The sequence below is a fragment of the Streptomyces sp. NPDC002835 genome (genome assembly GCF_053591995.1).
The window spans coordinates 84,633-101,204 of record NZ_JBSFUW010000006.1 but is presented as its reverse complement, the minus strand read 5'-3'; the positions used below and the strand labels follow the sequence as shown (position 1 = coordinate 101,204).

The window sequence follows — 16,572 nt, the reverse complement described above, 5'->3', positions numbered from 1 at the left end:
GCAACGCAGGCTCTCGCCTGTTCCGCATCGTGGTCGGCCTGCTGTTCGTCTGCCACGGGGCCGCAACTCTCTTCAACGTCCCCGGCGGGCCCCACGGCCAGGCGCCCTCGGTAGGACAGTGGCCCGGCTGGTGGGCGGCGCTCATCCAGCCCAATGACCAGGCCCCGCGGGCACGCTTCGCCCGCGGGGCCTGTGCACCTTCCGCACCAGCGACACCTGTACCTCTCCACACGGTGTACCTCCCGGCCGGCGAGTTCCCCGTCCTCCTGCGGCCCTCGGGCTGCGGCAAATCCACGCTCCTGCGCATGATCGCAGGCCTCGAAACCGTCAGTTCCGGTGAGATCCACCTCGACGGCACCCTGGGGAGCGATCTCGAGCCCCGCGACCGGGACACCGCGATGATCTTCCAGAACTTCGCGCTGTACCCGAACATGACAGCGGCTCAGAACATCGCCTTCCCCCTCGTCGTCCAGAAGCACGAGCCCTCCCACGTCACCAAATTTCCGTACCCCCTGGGCGGGCCCGCCGACGCGGGGACGACGGAGTCATGGGCGAGCACGACCACGACCAGGACGACGTCACCGAACCCAGGCGGCTGCCGCTCAGTGCGGAGCAGGGCCGGGGGAGTGACCCGGCAGGTGTGTCCGGGACGCGCGGAGCGGCGGGGAACGCGGTCAACTGGCCCTGCAGAAAGGGATACTGGTCCTTTCTTGCAATGTGGCGACCAGGGGAGTAGTCGGTGGACTCTGCCGGAGAGACGGAGCGTCGGGGCGTGGGCCGCGGCCGGGGCGGGCGGCATGCGGTCGTCGTGGGCGGGAGCCTCGCGGGGCTGCTTGCGGCACATGTCCTCGCCGGACACGCCGACCGGGTGACCGTCGTCGAGCGCGACCGGTTCCCGGACGACATGAAGCCGCGGCCGGGTGTGCCGCAGGGCCGGCATCCACATGTCCTGCTGGAGGGCGGGCAGGTGGCTCTGGAGTCGCTGCTGCCGGGCTTCCTCGCAGAGCTGCGGGCGGCGGGGGCGCCGAGGGTGGGCATGCCGTCGGACATGGTGATGTGGCAGACCGGGCGCTGGTTGCGGCGGCTGCCCGCGACGACGCACATCTACACCGGTTCCCGCGCGCAGCTCGAGGAGCGGGTGCGGCGGCGGGTTCTCGCCAACCCGGTGATCAGCGCGGTGGAGGGGACCGAAGTCGTCGGGCTCCTCGGTGACGCCTCACGTGTGCGGGGTGTGCTGCTGCGGGAGCGCTCCGGCGACGCCCGCGGGGAGCGGCGGGCCCTCGAGGCCGACCTGGTCGTCGACGCCTCCGGCGGCGGCACGAAGGCCCCGCAGTGGCTGACGGCGATCGGGGCCGAGGCCCCGCACGAGGAGACCATCGACACCGGGCTCGCGTATGCCTCGCGCGTCTACCGCGGCAGGAGCGGCGTCCTCGACGGCGACACCGTCGGCTACTACGTCTACCCCGACCCCGCCCAGGTCCATGGCGGCGGTGCGCTGCCGCTGGAGGACGGCACCCATCTGGTCATCGTCTCCGGGCTGCGCGGCGACGAACCGCCCACGGACGACGACGAGTTCGTGGCGTACACCAAGAGGCTGCCGCATCCGCTCCTGCACCAGTGGCTGCAAGAGGCCGAACCACTCTCTCCGGCGTTCGGCTACCGGCGGACCGCGAACATCCGACGCCGCTACGACCTGCCCGGCCGCCCGGCCGGATTCCTCGCCACCGGCGACGCCCTGTGCACCTTCAACCCGATCTACGGACAGGGGATGGCCGTCGCCGCGATGAGCGCGGTCGCCCTGCGCGACGCACTGGCCGATCCGCGCCGGACCCCCACGACGCGGCGCGTGCAGCGGTCGCTCCTGACGGCGTCCCGGCAGGCGTGGGACATCTCCGCCGGTGCGGACCGCAAGATGCCGGGCGCGGTCGGCAACGCGGTCGCCGCCGGGCCCGCGGACAGCGTCGCCGACTGGTACCTGCGACGGGTCCAGGAGCGCTACGCCGGCGACGCCGTCGTGGGGCGCGCCTTCCGGTCCGTGCTGACTCTCTCCGCTCCTGTCACGACCCTGTTCGCCCCGCCCGTGGCCGGGGCCGTCCTCTTCCGTCCGCCCGCGCCGACGCCCACCGAGCCGCCGGCGACACCGGAGGAACCGGGGACCTGAGCGAGGCCGGCAGCCGGCGGCATCTCCGGGCCGGTCCGCGGATCAGCGTTCGGCCATCCGGCAAGAGATGCTCCGGTGCTCGTCTGCGGGTGCGGTGAATCCGTGTCGAGGTCGAGCCAGTAGTCGTCGTCCTGCATCCACCCCGCGGCCGTAGCCACCGGTTCCGGTGTTCTTCCAGTTCCCTCGCGGTAGAAGTGCGGCTCACCTTCCCACTGCGGGCCCAGTGGGAAAGGAGCCGTCGGCCGGCCGCCGGGGCCGCTCGGGTCAGCGGGTGCCGAGCAGGGCGCGCCAGGTGTTCGGGCCGATCACGCCGTCGACCTGCAGGCGGTGCTTGCGCTGGAAGGCGATCGTCGCCGACTTCGTCTTCGCGCCGAACCCGCCGTCGACCGCGAGGCCGTAGCCGTAGACGTTCAGCTGCGTCTGCGCCGCCTTCACCGCGTTGCCGGACGAGCCGGACTTCACCGTCTTGATCAGCTTGGACCACGTGTTCGGGCCGACGACGCCGTCAGCGGCCAGGGACCGGGACCTCTGGAACTTGATCACCGCGGAGCGGGTGTTCGGGCCGAAGATGCCGTCGGCCCCGATGGAGTAACCATGCGCGGCCAGCAGCTGCTGGGCGGACCGCACGTCCGAACCCTTGGAACCGCTCTTGAGGATGGGCCAGGAGGCGCTGGGGGCCGGGACCTGCCCGCCGCCACCGCCGCCGCCACCCAGCTTGACCGGGCGGAACGGGTCGTAGTTGTCCCTGCCGATCCCGTACTTGAGCTGCCGGTGGGTCGTACCGTACCTGCCGCGCTGCTCGTACGCCCAGTAGGCGCTGTGCGACGCGTTGGCCCACTTCTCGAAGATCACAACGTGACGGAAGTCGCCGTCAGTGGTGCTGTAGTCGATCAGCAGGTCACCCTTCTGGAGTTGACTCACGCTGCTGAGCCGCTTGGTGACGCCGTTTCGGGAATCGGCAAGCCCGACGGTGTTCAGGCCGGGCTTCCCCAGTCCGAGCGCCATGGAGACGAAGCCGGAGCAGTCCTGGCGGTAGCCGTCCTTCCAGTTGCGCTCCATGCTGTACGGGACCGGGCGGCCGTTGTCGGCCGTGAGCCAGGTGCGCGCCCGGTTGATCATCGTGTCGCGCGACAGCGTGCCGGTGGCCATGGTCGTCAGCTCGCTCGCCTGGGTGACGAGCTTGCTGTTGGCCTCGGGCTCGGGCCCGTAGTCGGTCTCGTTCTGCGCGGCGACGGTCGCCGACTCCGAGGAGTCGCCGTCGGTGAGCGACGGTACGACGACGATTGCGGCCGCGATGCTTCCGGCGGCGACGCCTATCAGAGTGACCTGTGCGCGGCGTGTCAGCCGACTGCGAAGAGACATGGTTCCCCCGAGGTTTCTTTTGTTGTGGCATGCCGACCCGGGTGCGGGCCGAACAGCGCCTGGAGTGTTCGTCGTTCATGAGGTGCCGCCTGTGGTCCCTGGCGAGTCATCACGATTGCAAAGATTGCGGCCCGCGCCCAGCGCTGTACGGAAGCCGCATCACTCGGTGACGTGACCTCGACAATGTCCGCGTTGTGCGACCGACCTCGTGACAGTTGATCGTTCTCGCCGAGTGCGGCAGGCGTGACGAGTCGCCACCGCCCCAGGAGCCCCTCACCGGCGGACGGCTCGCCGGCACTGCCGCCGCCTGCGCGGAACACTGGGGCCGAGCTGCCCGGTTGGGCGGTCCGGTGTCCGCGGACCCGTGCCGGGCGAAGCAACAGAGCCCCTTGCTATGGTGCGCCGATGTCATCCATCAAGCAGTTCCAGGTCACCTTCGACTGCGCGGAACCCGCGCGCCTCGCCAACTTCTGGTGCGAGGTGCTGGGTTACGTCACACCGCCGATCCCGGAGGGGTTTGCCACGTGGGAGGACTACCATCGCTCGCTGCCGCCTGAGGAGCAGGTCGCCTACTTCGCGTGCAGTGATCCCTCGGGTGTGGGCCCGCGCCTGCTCTTCCAGCGTGTTCCCGAAGGGAAGATCGTCAAGAATCGGGTGCATCTCGACGTGCGGGCCGGCACCGGACTCGTGAGTGAAGAGCGCCTCGCCACGCTGGAGGCCGAATGCGCCCGACTGGTCGCGCTCGGTGCGGTACACGTGCAAACACTGCTCGCCGACGACGACAACGAGTCGTGCATCGTGATGCAGGACATCGAGGGTAACGAGTTCTGCCTCGACTGAGCCTCCCCAGGGCGTCTCTTCAGTCACGATCCAGCAGTGGGGTGGCTGCCGTCACGGACGGCAGCCACCGATTGCGCACATGAACCAAAGGGCCCTCGGACGGATCCTGACCCGAGGGGCAGATGATGCCTTCTCCGGGCTCTGCTCCCACCTTGCGGGGACTCTCGTGGTCACCGACGCACTCGGTGCCGCATCAGCCCGAGCATCGCAGCGCGGGACGAGAGCCGGCGGCAGGCCTTTCAGCTCTCCTTCTGCGCCAGGTAGTCGGCGAGCAGGGCCGCCGCGCTCAGCATGGCGAGGCCGCGCGCGGTGACGCGCTGCCGCCAGTCGTCCAGGGCCGCGGCCAGTGCCTGCGTGTCCCCGGCCGTCCGGATCTGGTGGACCACGGTGGCGATCAGTTCGAGCGGGTAGCCGCCGCGCCGCAGGAAGTGCGCGAGTTCCGCGTCGCGGATGTCGTCGGCGTCGTACGTGCGGTGCCCCGTCTCCGGTCGGCGGTCCGGGGACAGGACGCCCACGGCCTCCCACTTGCGGATGGTCGCCACGCTGACGCCGAGGCGGTGGGCGAGCTCCCCGATGCTGAAGGGCTGGACGTGCTTCGGGGTGCGCCATGCGCCGTCCGAACGCCTCGTCAGGTGGGCCAGGACCTCGCCGACGGCGTCCAAGGTGCCTCGGTCCTGCTGGAGTTCGGCATGGCTGCGGTCGATGGCGGCCAGCGCGTCGTCCACCCGCCCCTCGGTCACGGCCCGCATGATCGCGCCGCCCGCCGCGTATCCGTGTGCCGGGACGAGTGCCCGGTACGCCCGCAGAGCCGCGGCGTGCCGCTCGGTGTACCGCCGGTAGCCCGTGTCCGTGCGCTCGGCCGGCGGCAGGAAACCGTCACGCTCGTAGTTGCGCACGGTCTGTGGCGAGATGCCGTGCTCCTGAGCGAGGTCGGCCGGTCGGAAATATGCCATGTTTGAAACTATACGGCTCACAACCCGGCAGCCGGGCGGGCAAAGGCTCAAGCCGTTGTTCAGGTGTAACTTTCATGACCAAGGCGACCGGGGAATTCGTCGGATCCGGTGGGCTCCGTCATCGCGCTCGGCCCGCGGCGACATCACGCTGGGAACTGGAACCGGCCGCGACGACCCGCCGCAGGCCAGCGCTGACGACCAGTCACCCACCGGATTCCGGCCCCCCGTTCCGCCGATGTCCCGTACAACCCCACCCCTCTGCAGCGAAAGGCTGAGCCTATGAATGCCGCCATGGAAGACGCCGCTCATGTCATCGACGTCGCCGGCGTCATGGGGTTGCTCCCCGCCCGGCCGCGGCTGCTCGCCCTGGGGGAGCCCACCCACGGCGAGGACATTCTCCTCGAAGTGCGCAACGACCTCTTCCGGCAGCTCGTCGAAGAAGAGGGCTACCGGATCATCGCGATCGAGAGCGACTGCCTGGCCGGCCTTGCCGTGGACGACTACGTCACCTCTGGTGCGGGCAGCCTCGACGACGTCATGGAACGCGGATTCAGCCACGGTTTCGGCAGGTCCGCGGCCAATCGCGAACTGGTCCGCTGGATGCGCGCGTACAACGACGGCCGGCCCGCGTCGCGGCAGGTGCGTTTCGCCGGTTTCGACGGCCCGCTGGAAATGACCGGTGAGAGCCCACGGCAGCCCCTCGCCGCGCTCCACGCCCACCTCGCCGACCGGTGCGACGCCGCGATGCTCCCCTGCACCGCCGAGGAGCTCGACCGGCTGCTCGGCGACGACGACCGCTGGAGCGACCCCGCGACGGTGATGGACCCGTCCCGGTCCGTGGGGCGGACGCCCGAGGCCGAGCGGCTGCGGCTGATCGCCGACGACCTGGCGGCCCTGCTCGACGCGCAGGAGCCGGGCCTGCGGGCGGAGTTGTCGCGGGACGGCTGGGACCGGCTACGCCTGTACGCACGGACCGCCACCGGACTGCTGCGCTACCACTCCCGGATGGCCGACACCTCACCCGGCCGCCTGGGGTGGCTGCTGGCCCTGCGCGCTTCCCTGATGGCCGCCAATCTGCTCGCCCTTGCCGAGCGGGGCCCGGTCCTGGCGCACGCCCACAACGCGCACCTCCAGCGCGACAGGAGCAGCACACGGATGGGTGGGCGGCGGCTGGAATGGTGGAGCGCCGGGGCGCTCGTCGACGCCCGGCTGGGCGAGGAGTACGCCTTCGTGGCCACGGCACTCGGCACGATCCGCCACCGTGGGGTGCGGACCCCGCCGCCGGACACCGTCGAAGGGCTCCTGTACGCGCTGCCGGAGGACCGGTACGTCATCGACGTCCGCCGGCTGGCCGCCGCGCTCGGTGACGTGCCGCCCGCACCCCGCGAGTCCCCCTGGCACGGCTACGCCCCGCTGGATCCGGCCCACTTGGCGAGCAACGACGCCCTTGTGTTCGTCAAGGACGCCCCCGAGGGGCCGATGTGGTGGCCACCGGCAGGCTGACCGCCGGCAGGCCGTGACGCCCCGCGAAAAGGCCGGGCCGCCCGGCCCGCATACCCGACCCGTTTTAAAGCTGGGCTCGCTCATCCCGCCAAGTACAGTCCCAAGTCTCAAACGCATCCTCCACCACGAGCCGGTCCGGATGAAGGTCGCCGGCCTCAACACGACGTACGAGGGGCTCGTCTCCCGGGTGCGGAAGTCGCTGCTCGCCAAGGACGTCGAAACGCTCCAGCCGCACGTGCGGGCCTTCGTGGAGCGGGCGGTCGCCTTCCAGCCGTGCCCCGACTGCGACGGCACCCGGCTCAACGAGAGCGCCCGTTCGTCGAAGATCAAGGCGATCACCATCGCCGACGCGTCCCGCATGCAGATCAGCGACCTCACCGAGTGGGTCCGCGGCCTCGCCGAGCCGTCCGTCGCACCGCTGCTCACATCGCTCCGGCACACCCTCGACTCGTTCGTGAGCATCGGGCTCGGCTACCTCTCCCTCGACCGGGCCTCCGGCACGCTCTCCGGCGGCGAGGCGCAGCGCGTCAAGATGATCCGCCACCTGGGCTCACCGCTCACCGACGTCACCTACGTCTTCGACGAGCCGACGATCGGCCTGCACCCCCACGACATCCAGCGGATGAACGGCCTGCTGCTGCGGCTGCGCGACAAGGGCAACACGGTGCTCGTCGTGGAGCACAAGCCCGAGACCATCGCCGACCATGTGGTCGACCTTGGCCCCGGCGCCGGCACGGCGGGCGGCACCGTCTGTTACGAGGGCACCCCCGCCGACCTGGTCGCCGCCCGGTCGACCCTCACCGGCGAGCACCTCGCGGGGTACGTCGGCGCCTGACAACGGCCCGACCGGTAGCGCCCGACTACGCTCCGGGCCGCCGGTAGCGCCCGACAACGGCCCCGGCCGGCCCTGCTCGACACGGTGCCGGCCGGAGGACCGGGCGTCGCCCGGCACCGGCGAGGGTGCCGCCTCCGCCCCTCGCCGCCCCGCCCCGCCTCACCCAAATGGCCCGCACCCCGGTGAGAGGTGCGTAACCGGGTTGCAGGGTGGTCCCATGTGGTCCCGCCGGATCGTCCTGGGCGCCGGAGCCGTGGTGCTGGCTCTGCTGGTGATACGGGACGCCCCGCTGCGCCCCGCCCGGCCGGAGCCCGTCGCCGTCGGCCCCGGGGTTCCCCGCCCCCCGATCGTCAGCCGGAAGACATGGCGGGCGAACGAGGCCCTGGTCCGGGAGCAGGCCGCTTACACGGGTGCGGTGAGCGCGGTCTTCCTCCACCACACCGGTCATCTGAACAGTTACGACTGCGCCGACGTCCCCCGCATGCTGCGGGCGATGCAGCAGGACCACATCGAGAGCGAGGGCTGGGACGACATCGGCTACAACTTCGTGGTCGACCGCTGCGGAACCATCTACGAAGGAAGGGCCGGCGGCGTCGGCCGTCCCGTCCGAGGCGCGCACACCAAGGGCTTCAACTCCGACAGCATCGGCATCGCCGCACTTGGTACCTTCGGCCCCGGTACGACGGTCCCCCCGGCGCTCGAGGCGGGAATCGTCAAGGTCGCCGCCTGGAAGTTGCGGCCGGGGGCCGACCCCCGTGGCACGGTCCGGCTCGTGTCGACGAACGACGAGAGCAAGTACAAGAAGGGCGAGGCAGCCGTGTTCGACGTCATCTCGGGACACCGCGACAGCTTTCGCACCAACTGCCCCGGCGACGTGCTGTACGGGCGGCTGCCCGTCATCAGGGAGTCCGTGGCGCGACTGCGCAAGCCCTGAGCGGGGCACCCCCGCCTACGCCCGCGCCGGCTCCGCGGGCCCCGTGCTCTCCCGCACCACCAGCCGGTAGCCGGCGGCCACTTCGCGCACCTCGGCGGCGGCCCGCCGGCTCGGCCGGGTGCCGTTGATCTGTGCATCGAGCATGCCGACGGCCACGTGCGCGATCTGCTCCTTGTCGGGGGAGACGGTGGTGAGAGTGGGGGTGCTGTAGCGGCCGTCCTCGATGTCGTCCCACCCGGCGACGGCGACGTCCTCAGGTACGCGCAGACCCGACGAGAGCGCGGTGCGCAGCGCGCCGAGCGCCAGCAGGTCGTTGAAGCAGAAGACGGCCTGCGGCGGCTGCGGCAGGTCCAGCAGCTGCCGCATCAGCCGGGCGCCGTCCGCGCGGCGGTACGCGGGCGTGGGCGGCGCGAGGGCTTCGTCGTAGGCGAGACCCGCCGCCTCCAGGGCCTGGCGGTAGCCGGACAGTCGCAGGTGGGCGGTGTTGGCGCTCGGGTTGTCCTGCCGGCCGATCGCGGCGATCCGCGTGTGGCCGAGGGAGAGCAGGTGCTCGGTCAACTCCCGGGCGGCACGCTGGTTGTCGATGGCCACATGATGGGTGGGGCCGTCGAGGACGCGTTCCCCGAGGAGCACCAGCGCGGTGGTGTCCGTACGGGCCGCCAGTTCCTCCGGTCCGACGGTGATGGGGCTGAAGACGAGGCCGTCGATCCGCTGTTCCCGCACCCCGTCCAGTACTTCCCGCTCGCGCTCCGGGTCTCCGTCCGTCTGCTCGATCATGACGGTCCAGCCGCGCTCGGCGGCGGCGGCGATCACGAAACGGGTGAGCTCGGCGAAGTACGGCGCGTCCAGCTCCGGCAGCGCCAGGGCGATCACCCCGGTCCTGCCCTTGCGGAGATTGCGGGCCGACAGATTGGGGCGGTAGTCCAGTACGGCCAGCGCCCGTTCGACCTTCTCGCGGGTCGGCGGGGAGACGTACGTATGGCCCGTGACGACGTTGGACACGGTCTTGACCGACACTCCGGCCAGGGCCGCGACGTCCTTGAGACTCGCCCCCACCTGCACCCACCTCCATCGGCACCGGCGCGGTGCCCTCCCCGCCCGTGACCTGCCCCACCGGCGTCCAACGGTACGCGGCTCCCGACCGGGCCCACGCCCGGAAGCTTCTCGCAAGAACTCCGGCGCTAGCTATTTACGACGCTGTTTCAACGATGTAATCGTAGCAGTCGACGGCGGACGGCCGTGGCCCTCCCCGGCCTGCGGCCGACCGCCGGCCCCGCCCTTCCCGCGGCGCACCCGTGCGTGACGTGCGCCGTGCAAGCCAACCCGCAGGAGTCTTCGCCTCATGCCCACGGCCCGCCTCACCCTGGACCCCGCATTCCGGACCGGAACCGTCGACCGCCGGCTGTTCGGCTCCTTCGTCGAGCACATGGGCAGGTCCGTCTACACCGGCGTCTACGAGCCGGACCACCCGACCGCCGACGAGGACGGACTGCGCACCGATGTGCTGGACCTGGTGCGCGAACTGGGCGTGACCGTCGTGCGCTACCCCGGCGGCAACTTCGTCTCCAACTACCGCTGGGAGGACGGCGTCGGCCCCCGCGAGACCCGCCCCCGCCGGCTCGACCTCGCCTGGCGCAGCGAGGAGAGCAACGCCTTCGGGCTCAACGAGTTCATGACGTGGGCCCGCAAGGCGGGCGTGGAACCCATGCTCGCCGTGAACCTCGGCACCCGCGGCACCGCGGAGGCCCTCGACCTGCTGGAGTACACCAACTACCCCTCGGGGACGACCCTTTCGGACCTGCGCCGCTCCCACGGCGCCGCGGACCCGCACGACGTGCGGATGTGGTGCCTGGGCAACGAACTCGACGGCCCCTGGCAGATGGGGCACAAGACCGCCCATGAGTACGGCCGGATCGCCGCCGAGACCGCCCGGGCCTTCAAGCGCTTCGACCCCGCGCTCGAACTCGTCGCCTGCGGCAGCTCCAACGCGTACATCGACACCTTCGCCTCCTGGGAGGCCACGGTGCTGGAGCACACCTACGAGTTCGTCGACCACGTCTCCCTGCACGCCTATTACGAGCCGGTCGGCGGCGACGTCGACTCGTTCCTGGCCAGCGCCGCCGAGATGGACCAGATGATCTCGGCGGTCACGGCCACCGCCGACCACGTGGGCGCCAAACTGGGCAGCAAGAAGAAGATCAAGCTGTCCTTCGACGAGTGGAACGTCTGGTACCAGAGCCGGTTCGGCGGCGAGACGTCGCTGGATTGGCGCTCCGCGCCCGAACTCATCGAGGACGTGTACGACGTCACGGATGCGGTCGTCGTCGGCAGCCTGCTCGTCACACTGCTGCGCCACGCCGACCGCGTCGGCGCCGCCTGCCAGGCCCAACTGGCCAATGTGATCGCCCCGGTGATGACCCGTCCGCAGGGCCCCGCCTGGCGGCAGACGATCTTCCACCCGTTCGCGCAGACGGCACGGCACGCCCGCGGCACGGTCCTGCGGGTCGAACCCACCTCACCGGTGGTGGAGACGGAGCGCTACGGCGAGGTCCCGACCCTGTGGGCCACGGCCACGCACGACGAGGAGTCGGGCGACGTGGTGCTCTTCGCCGTGCACACGGGACGCGAGGAACCCCTCGTCCTCACCGCCGACGTCCGGGCCCTGGCCGGCGCCAGGGTCGTGGAACACCTCGTGCTGCACGACGAGGACCCCACCGCCGTCAACTCCGCCGAGCAGCCCGACCGGGTCCGGCCGCGCCCGCTCGACGGCACCAAGGCCGAGGACGGTCTCCTCACGATCGAACTTCCCCCCGTCTCCTGGTCCATGGTCCGCATCGCCACCCGCTGAACCGACCCCATCCGTCCACGGGCCCCGCCAGGGCCCACATCCGAGGAGCACAACGATGAGCACCACCTCTCCCCTCGACACGGGGGCCTCCCGCAGAACCTTCCTGGCCGGCACCGCGGTCGCCGCCGCGGGACTGCTGACGGCGTGCAGCGGCGGCACCAGTATCGGCTCTGACGACGGGGCCACGGACGCGGGACCCAGCTTCAGCGGCGGCGAGTACCAGGGCCCCAAGGTGACCCTGGAGTACTGGAACGGCTTCACCGGCGGCGACGGACCGCACATGCAGAGCATGCTCCGCGCCTTCAACAAGCGCCACGCCGGGCGCATCGAGGTCAAGAACATCACCCGCCAGTGGGCGGACCTCTACCCGGCCATGCCGACCGCGATAACCGCCGGCAAGGGACCGGACGTCGCGGTGATCCACAACGACCAGATCGCCACCTTCGCCGCCCGCCGCACCCTCGTCCCCGTGGACGACGTCGTCTCCGCCCTCGGCCTCACCGAGTCGGACTTCATCCCGGCGGTCTGGCAGGCCGGCGTGTACGAGGGCAAGCGCTACGGCGTGCCGCTCGACGTGCACTGCCTCGCGGACTACTGGAACGTGAGGCACCTGACGAAGGCGGGACTCGACGAGGCGCCGAAGGACCGGGCCGGCCTCGAGGACACTCTGCGGGAACTGAAGAGCGCGGGGATCGCCCACCCGTTCTGGATGCCCAACAAGTGGCCCGCCCACCTGATGTTCATGACCCTGCTGTGGCAGTTCGGGGGCGAACTGTACGACACCGAGGGCACCAGGGCGCTGTGGGGCTCCGACGCCGGCGAGGAGGCGCTGGGCTGGATGGTGCGGCAGATCCGGGAGGGCCACAGCCCCCGGCAGGTCGCCCAGGACGCCCAGTACAACGCCTTCAAGAACAACAGGGTGAGCTCTACCTGGGACGGCATCTGGCAGATCAACGACCTGAAGGAGACGGCGAAGAGCATCAGCTGGGAGATGTCCCCGGTGCCCGTCATCGGTGACACGGCGGCCGTGTGGACGGCCGGACACAACTTCGTGCTCACCTCCCAGGCGGCCAAGGACAAGAACAAGGTCCAGGCGGCCAAGTTCTTCATCGACTACATGAGCGAGCGCTCCACGGAATGGGCGCAGGCGGGCATGATCCCGGCCCGCAACACCGTACGCGCCGACCCCGGGGTGGCCCGGCTGCCGCAGACGGCCCTGGCCCGGGACGTGGAGGTGTTCCGGTTCCTGCCCACGCTGCCCGGCCTCGGCGACGTACAGACCGCCGCCCTCGAACTGGCCGTGCAGAAGGCCGTGCTGGGGCAGAAGTCGCCGGCCGACGCCCTGGCCGAAGGGGTGCGGACCGCCGACAAGATGCTGGCCGAGAACAAGCAGAAGTACGCGAAGTGAGGCGGGTGCCGTGCAACGGCTGACAGCGCGGCCGTCCGCCACCGCCGCCAGGGAGCGGAGCCGGGGCCGCGGGCCGGCCCCGGCCCGCCCCAGGTCGTACCGGTGGTGGACTCCGTACGTGTTCACGGCGCCGTACCTGGCGCTCTTTCTGACCTTCGTCGTGGTGCCCATCGGGTACGGGCTGTGGATCAGCCTGTACAACTGGGACATCAACATGCCGGCCAAGCCGTTCGTCGGCCTGGACAACTACCGCGAGCTGTTCGACACCGACAGCGTCGAAGGCCCCCGCTTCTGGCGGGCGATGCGTGCGACCGGCCTCTTCACGGCCCTGTCGCTGCCGTTCCTGCTCGTCGTGCCACTGCTGGTGGCCCTGCTGATGAACGGGAAGTTCCGCGGCCGCAACCTGTACCGGGCCGTGTACTTCGCGCCGTACGTCCTCGGTGTGGCCGTCGTCGGCCTGCTGTGGCGCTTCCTGCTCGACGGCAACATCGGCATGGTCAACCACTACCTCGGCGCCCTCGGCCTGCCCGACGACATCCAGTGGACCACCGACACACCGCCCGCCTGGTGGGCGCTGGTCGGCGTCACCGTGTGGTGGACGCTCGGCTTCAACGCCGTCATCTACCTGGCCGGGCTCCAGGACATCCCCGCCGAGCTGTACGAGGCGGCCAAGGTCGACGGCGCCGGCCCCTGGCAGCGGTTCCGCCACGTCACCCTGCCCGGACTGCGGCCGGTGGCGCTGTTCGTCGTCAACGCCACCCTGCTCGCGTCGGCCAACATGTTCGGCCAGTCCTATCTCATCACCGGCGGAGCACCGGCCGACCAGACGAAGACCGCCATCTTCCTCATCGCGGAGACCGGGCTGCGGCGCTTCGAGATGGGATCCGCGTCGGCGATGAGCTTCGTCCTCTCGGCCGCGCTGATGGCGGCCAGCGCGCTGGTCTTCCGGCTCTTCCGCGAACGGCAGGAGGAACGATGACCCAGACCGACGTCCGCAGGCACGCGCCCCCTGCCCGTACCGCCGAACCCGCCGCCGCACGGGCCGCCCGGCGCCGGCTGCGGCGCTCCCTGCTGCACCTGATCCTCGCGGTGGTGGCGGCCCTGTATCTCAGCCCGCTGCTGTACATGCTGGTCACGTCCTTCAAGACGGGACCGGACGCGGGCGCCACCGACCCGCAGTGGATTCCCTCGCCCGCCACGCTCCAGGCGTACCGCCAGGTGCTGGAGGCCGGCGACAGCCCGGTGCTGCAGTGGCTCCTCAACAGCGTCCTCGCGGCGACCGCGCACGCCCTCCTGGTCCTCGCGACCGCGACCCCGGCGGCCTACGCGCTGGCCCGTCTCCGCTTCCCGGGCCGCCGGCTGATGTTCACGGCGATCGTGGCCACGCTGTTCGTGCCGCCCATGGTCCTGCTGATCCCCAACTTCCTGATCGTCAACGAACTCGCCTGGGTGGACAGCCTGCCCGCCGTGATCGTGCCGGGCGCGGCGAGCGCGTTCGGCGTGTTCTTCATGCGCCAGTTCTTCCTCACCCTCCCGCAGGACCTGGAGGAGGCCGCCGAGATCGACGGCTGCAACCGCTGGCAGATCTTCGTACGCGTGGTCCTGCCACTGGCCAAGCCGGCCCTCGCCACCCTGGGCCTGCTCGCCTTCCTGGCCAACTGGAACGACTTCCTCTGGCCGCTGTACGTGCTGCTCAGCCCCGAGTCCCTCACCCTCCCGGCGGGCCTGGCGAACTTCCAGAGCGCCAACAACATCCACTACGACCTGCTGATGGCGGGGGCCGTCATCGCCAGTGTCCCGGTGCTGCTGCTGTACGTGGTGGCTCAGCGCTGGGTGATCGAGGGGGTGTCCCGGTCCGGTCTGAAGGGCTGACACCGCCGGCCGGCCCGGCTCTGCATACTCGCCCTACTTCTCGGAGTTTGCCGGCCTCCTCGTCGACGCCGCGCGGCAGCGGTCCTGGACCGTCGTCATCGACCAGACCTTCGGGGACCCGGAGGCGGAACGGCGGCTGCTGGAGGACGTTGACGGGCGTCTGGTCGACGGTCTGATCATCAGCCCGTGGTCCGTGAGCCCCGAGGAACTGGCGTTAGGGCCCGCGACGTGCCCGTCGTCCTGCTGGGCGAGCAGGACCCGAACGGGGCCGCCGACCGCGTGGCCGTCGACAACGTACTCGCCGCCGACCAGGCGACGGCCCACCTGATCGTGACGGGCCGCCGCCGGATCGCCGCGATCGGCCTCCAGCCGCAACTCCGCAACGGGACGGCCCGGCGCCGGCTGGAGGGATATCACAACGCCCTGCGGCGCGCGGGCCTGACGCCCGATCCGGCCCTGGAGAAGGCGGTCACCGCCCTGCACCGACGGGACGGAGCGGAGGCGATGGCCGACCTGCTGAGATCCGACGCCCGGCCGGACGCCGTCTTCGCATGCAGCGACGAACTCGCCCTGGGCGCCCTGCACGTGGCGTGGGAGCAGCGTCTGCGACGTCCCGGACGACCTCGCCGCGGTCGGCTTCGACGACGTCGAGGACGCGCGGTACCCCAACCCGCCCCTGACGACCGTGGTCCCCGACAAACGGCAGATCGCCGAACGGGCCCTGCAGTGCCTGGCGGACCGCGTCTACAGCCCCGCCGCACATGTGCCCCCGCTCGACATCGTCGTCCCGCACCGCCTCGAGATCCGCGCCAGCACGCTGCGCGGCGGGTGACCCGCCCGGCGGGGCGCACCGGGACGGATCAGGGCAGGGTCAGGATGCGCGGGCCGTCTTCCGTGACGGCGACCGTGTGCTCGATGTGGGCGGCCCGGCTGCCGTCGACGGTGAGCAGAGTCCAGCCGTCGGTGCCGGTGCGGTAGTCGTCGTGTCCGCCGGCCATGAGCATGGGCTCGATGGCGAGGGTCAGGCCGTGGCGGAGGGGGAAGCCGCGGCGCGGGCGTCCTCGGTTGGGGACGTGGGGGTCTTCGTGCATACGGCGGCCGATGCCGTGGCCGCCGAAGTCGGCGGGCATGCCGCAGCGCGCCGAGCGGGCGACGTCGCCGATGGCGTGCGAGATGTCGCCGATGCGGTTGCCGGGGCGGGCCGCGGCGATGCCGGCGTCGAGAGCGCGCTGGGTGGCGTCGATCAGCTCCACGTCGGCGGGGCGTGGGGTGCCGACGGTGAAGCTGATGGCGGCGTCGCCGGTCCAGCCGTCGAGCTCCGCTCCGCAGTCGATGCTGACCAGGTCGCCGTCGCGCAGACGGTAGCCGGTGGGGACGCCGTGGACGATGGCGTCGTTGACCGAGGTGCAGAGCACCGCGGGGAAGGGGGTGGTGGCGAAGGAGGGCTGGTAGCCGAGGAAGGGCGAACGGGCCCCGGCCTTGGTCAGCACCGTGCGGGCCGCCTCGTCCAGCTCGTGCAGGGACACCCCGACGCCTGCCGCTTCCCGGGCGGCGGCGAGGGCGTTGGCCACCACCCGCCCTGCTTCCCGCATCGCGTCCAGCGCCGTATCGGTCTTGATCTCCACCATGTCCTGCGACTCCCTGTCTCCCGCACAGCGTCCAATTCTTATACCGGTATTAGTATCACGGGACGTGGGTGCGGGGAGCGGTTCGGCGCGCCGCTGCGTCGGGCGTCAGGCGGCTGCGGCACGGCAGAGATCGCCGCGGCGGCGGGGGCGGCGGTGGAGAGGCTGCGGGCGACTGCCTGCGTCCAGAGCGGCGAGGTCCAGTCGGCGTGAACCTCGATTCCGGGGAGG

General features: G+C 71.1%; 12 protein-coding genes and 4 pseudogenes. 12 read left to right on the top strand and 4 right to left on the bottom strand.

Going from position 1 to position 16,572, the window contains the following annotated elements; genetic code table 11:
* Positions 1–233: 233 nt before the first annotated feature.
* Together ACWD01_RS08820 and ACWD01_RS08815 are read left to right on the top strand one after the other, a co-directional pair.
* Positions 234–491 (top strand): annotated as a pseudogene (locus ACWD01_RS08820) (ATP-binding cassette domain-containing protein); the annotation flags it as partial.
* 317 nt (positions 492–808) lie between these two features.
* Entirely contained in the window at positions 809–2,161 is a 1,353-nt protein-coding gene (locus tag ACWD01_RS08815; protein ID WP_451159561.1) for an FAD-dependent oxidoreductase, read from the top strand.
* Positions 2,162–2,425: 264 nt separating this feature from the next.
* Here ACWD01_RS08815 and ACWD01_RS08810 read toward each other — a convergent pair whose 3' ends face one another.
* Positions 2,426–3,523, bottom strand: a complete 1,098-nt coding sequence (locus ACWD01_RS08810) for a peptidoglycan-binding protein (RefSeq protein ID WP_451159559.1) — start codon at positions 3,521–3,523, stop codon at positions 2,426–2,428.
* Positions 3,524–3,928: 405 nt separating this feature from the next.
* On the opposite strand from ACWD01_RS08810, the gene ACWD01_RS08805 reads away from it, so the two are divergent.
* The gene (locus tag ACWD01_RS08805; protein ID WP_451159557.1) at positions 3,929–4,363 is read left to right on the top strand and encodes a VOC family protein; all 435 of its coding nucleotides are present in this window, start codon (positions 3,929–3,931) and stop codon (positions 4,361–4,363) included.
* Between the two features lie 239 nt (positions 4,364–4,602).
* On the opposite strand, the gene ACWD01_RS08800 is transcribed toward ACWD01_RS08805, so the two are convergent.
* The gene (locus ACWD01_RS08800) at positions 4,603–5,316 is read right to left on the bottom strand and encodes a TioE family transcriptional regulator (RefSeq protein ID WP_451159555.1); all 714 of its coding nucleotides are present in this window, start codon (positions 5,314–5,316) and stop codon (positions 4,603–4,605) included.
* A gap of 291 nt (positions 5,317–5,607) precedes the next feature.
* Here ACWD01_RS08800 and ACWD01_RS08795 point away from each other — a divergent pair, with 291 nt between their 5' ends.
* The 3 genes and pseudogenes from ACWD01_RS08795 (at position 5,608) to ACWD01_RS08785 (ending at position 8,588) form a co-directional block, all read left to right on the top strand.
* The gene (locus ACWD01_RS08795; RefSeq protein WP_451159553.1) at positions 5,608–6,819 is read left to right on the top strand and encodes an erythromycin esterase family protein; all 1,212 of its coding nucleotides are present in this window, start codon (positions 5,608–5,610) and stop codon (positions 6,817–6,819) included.
* A gap of 112 nt (positions 6,820–6,931) precedes the next feature.
* Positions 6,932–7,633: pseudogene (locus ACWD01_RS08790) on the top strand (excinuclease ABC subunit UvrA); the annotation flags it as partial.
* Between the two features lie 238 nt (positions 7,634–7,871).
* Positions 7,872–8,588, top strand: a complete 717-nt coding sequence (locus ACWD01_RS08785; RefSeq protein WP_451159551.1) for a peptidoglycan recognition protein family protein — start codon at positions 7,872–7,874, stop codon at positions 8,586–8,588.
* 15 nt (positions 8,589–8,603) lie between these two features.
* On the opposite strand, the gene ACWD01_RS08780 is transcribed toward ACWD01_RS08785, so the two are convergent.
* On the bottom strand, positions 8,604–9,644 hold the full coding sequence (locus ACWD01_RS08780) for a LacI family DNA-binding transcriptional regulator (RefSeq protein ID WP_451159549.1): 1,041 nt from the start codon (positions 9,642–9,644) through the stop codon (positions 8,604–8,606).
* A gap of 286 nt (positions 9,645–9,930) precedes the next feature.
* On the opposite strand from ACWD01_RS08780, the gene arfA reads away from it, so the two are divergent.
* From arfA to ACWD01_RS08750, 6 genes and pseudogenes are all read left to right on the top strand, one after another.
* Entirely contained in the window at positions 9,931–11,436 is a 1,506-nt protein-coding gene (gene arfA / locus ACWD01_RS08775) for an arabinosylfuranosidase ArfA (protein ID WP_451159548.1), read from the top strand.
* A 55-nt stretch (positions 11,437–11,491) separates the two neighbouring features.
* On the top strand, positions 11,492–12,844 hold the full coding sequence (locus tag ACWD01_RS08770; protein WP_451159546.1) for an extracellular solute-binding protein: 1,353 nt from the start codon (positions 11,492–11,494) through the stop codon (positions 12,842–12,844).
* Positions 12,845–12,962: 118 nt separating this feature from the next.
* Positions 12,963–13,823 (top strand): carbohydrate ABC transporter permease, encoded by an 861-nt coding sequence (locus ACWD01_RS08765; RefSeq protein WP_451159544.1) that lies wholly within the window; start codon positions 12,963–12,965, stop codon positions 13,821–13,823.
* The gene (locus ACWD01_RS08760; protein ID WP_451159542.1) at positions 13,820–14,716 is read left to right on the top strand and encodes a carbohydrate ABC transporter permease; all 897 of its coding nucleotides are present in this window, start codon (positions 13,820–13,822) and stop codon (positions 14,714–14,716) included. The genes ACWD01_RS08765 and ACWD01_RS08760 overlap by 4 nt, the downstream gene beginning before the upstream one ends.
* Positions 14,717–14,902: 186 nt before the next feature.
* Positions 14,903–15,271: pseudogene (locus ACWD01_RS08755) on the top strand (substrate-binding domain-containing protein); the annotation flags it as partial.
* Positions 15,272–15,344: 73 nt separating this feature from the next.
* Positions 15,345–15,548: pseudogene (locus ACWD01_RS08750) on the top strand (substrate-binding domain-containing protein); the annotation flags it as partial.
* A 28-nt stretch (positions 15,549–15,576) separates the two neighbouring features.
* On the opposite strand, the gene map reads toward ACWD01_RS08750, so the two are convergent.
* Entirely contained in the window at positions 15,577–16,344 is a 768-nt protein-coding gene (gene map, locus ACWD01_RS08745) for a type I methionyl aminopeptidase (protein WP_451159540.1), read from the bottom strand.
* Positions 16,345–16,572 lie beyond the last annotated feature (228 nt).